The 4,241-nt window shown below is 65.6% G+C and carries 3 protein-coding genes; 1 reads left to right on the forward strand and 2 read right to left on the reverse strand.

Annotation, left to right across the window (positions count from 1 at the left end; all coding sequences use genetic code 11):
- The first annotated feature begins 60 nt into the window (after window positions 1-60).
- Window positions 61-2,004: an alkyl/aryl-sulfatase gene (locus tag AC31A1_RS47665; protein ID WP_489659312.1), complete on the forward strand. Its 1,944-nt coding sequence runs from the start codon at window positions 61-63 to the stop codon at window positions 2,002-2,004.
- A 2-nt stretch (window positions 2,005-2,006) separates the two neighbouring features.
- On the opposite strand, the gene pyk is transcribed toward AC31A1_RS47665, so the two are convergent.
- On the reverse strand, window positions 2,007-3,443 hold the full coding sequence (pyk, locus tag AC31A1_RS47670; protein ID WP_489659313.1) for a pyruvate kinase: 1,437 nt from the start codon (window positions 3,441-3,443) through the stop codon (window positions 2,007-2,009).
- 145 nt (window positions 3,444-3,588) lie between these two features.
- Window positions 3,589-4,239 (reverse strand): SIMPL domain-containing protein, encoded by a 651-nt coding sequence (locus tag AC31A1_RS47675; RefSeq protein WP_489659314.1) that lies wholly within the window; start codon window positions 4,237-4,239, stop codon window positions 3,589-3,591.
- Window positions 4,240-4,241 lie beyond the last annotated feature (2 nt).

A 4,241-nucleotide genomic window follows, 5' to 3' on the forward strand; every position in this document is an offset into this window, starting at 1 on the left:
CCCTTTGTGACCTGCCCCAATTCCCCGCACGACCGTTGACCCGCGCAAACCCCACCCGCGATGTTCGGCCGCATGACACCCCTGAACAGACGAGGTTTCGTCGCGGCCGCCGCCGGTGCCGCCGCGGCAGCCGTAGCCATGAGCCCGGATTCCGCCGTAGCCCTGAGTCAGGAACAAAACCACACGAACATGAATGAAATGAACTTCTCGAACAAAGACGACTTCGCAGCCGCCGACAAGGGATTCATCGCCGAACTGAAACCCGGGGTCGTCAAGAACGCGGCCGGAGAAGTCGTCTGGGACAACGACGCCTACGCCTTCCTCAAAGGCAACGCTCCGAAGAGCGTCAACGCCAGTCTCTGGCGTATGTCTCAACTCACCCGGAAACAGGGGCTGTTCAAGGTAACCGACCGGATCTATCAGGTCCGCGGACTCGACCTCTCCAACATGACGATCGTCGAGGGCGACACCGGCGTGATCGTGATCGACCCGCTGATCTCGGCCGAAACCGCCGCCGCAGCACTGCAGTTGTACCGGGACCACGTCGCCGACAAAGAAGTGACCGGCCTCATCTACACGCACCCGCACGTCGATCACTACGGCGGCTGCCGTGGCGTCCTCCCCAACGGTGCCGGTGACGTGCCGATCATCGCGCCCGAGGGTTTCATGGAGCACGCGGTCTCGGAGAACGTGTACGCAGGGACGGCGATGACCCGCCGTTCCATCTACATGTACGGCGCCCAACTCCCCAAGGGCCCTGCCACGCATGTCGGTTGTGGGCTCGGGCAGAACATCTCCACAGGGACGATCGGGCTTCTCGAACCCACCCGGTACGTCTCGACGACCGGGCAACGGCTCACCGTCGACGGTGTCGTCATGGAGTTCCAGATGACGCCGGGGACGGAGGCGCCCGCCGAGATGAACTTCCTGTTCCCCGATCTCCTTGCCGTCTGCATGGCCGAGAACGCCACGCACACGATGCACAACATCATCACGCTGCGCGGCGCCCAGGTCCGGGACGCGAAGGAGTGGGCGGCGTATCTGACCGAGTCGATCGGGCTCTACGACGGTCAGGTGGACGTCGCGTTCGCTTCGCATCACTGGCCGACGTGGGGGAACGATGAGATCGTCGGGCTGCTCGAAGCGCAGCGGGACTTGTATGCGTACATGCATGACCAGACCTTGCGGATGCTCAACTCGGGGCTCACGGCCCGGGAAATCGCGGAGGATTTCCAACTGCCGCCCGCGCTCGCGGAGGTGTGGGCGAACCGGGGTTATTACGGGTCGATCAGCCATAACGTGAAGGGTGTTTATCAGCGGTACATGGGCTGGTTCGACGCCAATCCGGCTCATCTTTGGGAGCATCCGCCGGTCGCGGAGGCGAAGCGGTATGTCAAAGCGTTGGGAGGTCCGGAATCCGCCCTGTCGAAAGCCCGGGCATTCGTCCGTGACGGCGATCTCCGTTTCGCCGCCACTCTCCTCAACCATTGTGTATTCGCCGAGCCCGATCGGAAGCAGCCCAAGGAACTCCTCGCGCAGGTCTATGAAAAGCTGGCGTACGCGACGGAGAACGCGGTGTGGCGGAACTTCTATCTCACGGGTGCGATGGAGTTGCGGGAGGGGGTGAAGGCGCCTTCGTCCACCTCCGACAGTACGGATGTGAAAGCGGCTCTCTCCGTCGGTCAGCTCATCGATGCCATGTCGGTGCGGGTCGACGGGCCCAGGGCGTGGGATCTCGATCTCGCCATCGACTGGTATCTGCCGGGGCAGAGCACCACGTACTGGCATCTGCGGTTGAAGAACGGTGTGTTGACGCGTACGTCGGGTGCCTCGCCCAGCCCCTCCGCCGGGCTGACGCTCACCATGAACAGGGTGCAGTTGTTGGAGCTGTTGGCCGGGAAGGGGTTGGGGGCGATTCAGGTGTCCGGGGATGTCACGTTGCTGACCACGTTGTTCTCGGTGATCGTGACTCCTGTGGCGGACTTCAACATCGTTACGCCATAGGGCTACTTGGGGCTGTCGTCCTCGCCTACGTGGTGCACGCGGACGAGGTTGGTAGAGCCGGCGACTCCGGGCGGGGAGCCGGCCGTGATGACGACGATGTCGCCTTTCTGGCAGCGGCCGTACTTGAGGAGGAGTTCGTCGACCTGGTCGACCATGGCGTCGGTGGAGTCGACGTGGGGGCCGAGGATGGTCTCCACGCCCCAGGTGAGGTTGAGCTGGGAGCGGGTGGCCGGGTCGGGGGTGAAGGCCATGACGGGGATGGGCGAGCGGTAGCGGGAGAGGCGGCGGACGGTGTCGCCGGACTGGGTGAAGGCGACGAGGAACTTCGCGCCGAGGAAGTCGCCCATCTCGGCGGCCGCTCGGGCTACGGCGCCGCCCTGGGTGCGGGGCTTGTTGCGTTCGGTCAGCGGGGGCAGGCCCTTGGCGAGGATGTCCTCCTCGGCGGCTTCGACGATGCGGGCCATGGTGGTGACGGTGGCGATGGGGTATTTGCCGACGCTGGTCTCGCCGGAGAGCATCACCGCGTCCGTGCCGTCGATGACGGCGTTCGCGACGTCTGAGGCTTCCGCGCGCGTGGGGCGGGAGTTCTCGATCATCGAGTCGAGCATCTGGGTGGCGACGATGACCGGTTTGGCGTTGCGCTTGGCGAGTTTGATGGCGCGCTTCTGGACGATCGGGACCTGTTCGAGGGGCATTTCGACGCCGAGGTCGCCGCGGGCGACCATGATGCCGTCGAAGGCGGCGACGATGTCGTCGATGGCCTCGACCGCCTGGGGTTTTTCGACCTTGGCGATGACGGGGAGGCGGTGGCCTTCCTCGTCCATGATGCGGTGGACGTCGTCGATGTCCTTGCCGCTGCGGACGAAGGAGAGGGCGATGACGTCGAAGCCGGTGCGCAGGGCCCAGCGGAGGTCGGCCTCATCCTTGTCGGAGAGGGCCGGGACGGACACGGCGACTCCGGGGAGGTTCAGGCCTTTGTGGTCGGAGACCATGCCGCCTTCGACGACCTTGGTGTGGACGCGGGGGCCGTCGACGGCGGTGACTTCGAGGCAGACCTTGCCGTCGTCGACGAGGATGCGTTCGCCGGTGGTGACGTCGGTGGCGAGGCCGGCGTAGGTGGTGCCGCAGGTCTGGCGGTCGCCTTCGGCGCCTTCTTCGACGGTGATGGTGAAGGTGTCTCCGCGTTCAAGGAGTACGGGTCCTTCGGTGAAGCGGCCGAGTCGGATCTTCGGGCCTTGAAGGTCGGCGAGCATTCCGACGCTGCGGCCGGTCTCCTCGGAGGCCTTTCGGACGCGCTGGTAGCGCTCCTCGTGTTCGGCGTGGGTGCCGTGGCTGAGGTTGAAGCGGGCTACGTCCATTCCGGCTTCGACCAGGGCTTTGATCTGGTCGTACGAGTCGGTGGCGGGGCCCAATGTACAGACGATTTTTGCTCGGCGCATGTTTCGAGCCTAGGCCTTACCGGCGGGTAGGGAATTGGCCGTGCATGACTACTCAACAACCTTTGGGTGAAGGGTTATTGACAAGGCTTGAATGTGCGGCGGGGTGCTCCAATGAGCGTTCGAATCGTCGAATTGCGGATGCATGTCAAAGGCGCGGGGGTGCCATCGTGAAGCGTGCGTTGACCTGGGCGTAGACGTGTTGCCGTTGGGGTTCGAGGTCGAGGGGGGCGGCGGTGTCCTCGGCGGCCGCGCCGGCGAGGGACATGGAGCGCATACGGCGCTGGGGGGTGCCGTAGGTCTCGGCGTTCTCGGCGCCGATGTCGGCGAGTTCGACGAGGGCGGCGAGGGTCGTCCCCAGTGCTTCGGCGTATTCGCGGGCGCGTTGGACGGCTTCGTGGACGGCTTGTTGGCGGGCCTGGCGGTGGACGGGTGAGTCGGGGCGCAGGGCCCACCAGGGGCCGTCGACGCGGGTGAGGTCGAGGTCGGCGAGGCGGGTGGTGAGTTCGCCGAGGGCGGTGAAGTCGGTGAGTTCGGCGGTGACGTTGACTCTGCCGTGGTAGCGGTGGACGCGTTCGCCGCGGCCGTGTTTGGTGAGTTCGGGGGTGATGGAGAAGCCGCCGGTCTCCAGGCGTTCGACTGCTTCGCCGTAGCTTTTGACGAGGTCGAGGACGGTGGCGTTGCGGCGGGTGAGGTCGTCGAGGGCGGTGCGGCGGTCGGTGCCGCGGGCGGCGACGGTGATGCCGATGCGGGCGATCTCGGGGTCGACTTCGAGGCGGGCCTCACCGCGGACGGCGATGC

The organism is Streptomyces sp. P5F9 (genome assembly GCF_057961495.1).

Coding starts and splice junctions, on each gene's coding strand:
- AC31A1_RS47665 (WP_489659312.1), top strand. CDS start 61: ATGTTCGGCCGCATGACACCCCTGAACAGACGAGGTTTCGTCGCGGCC.
- pyk (WP_489659313.1), bottom strand. CDS start 3,443: ATGCGCCGAGCAAAAATCGTCTGTACATTGGGCCCCGCCACCGACTCG.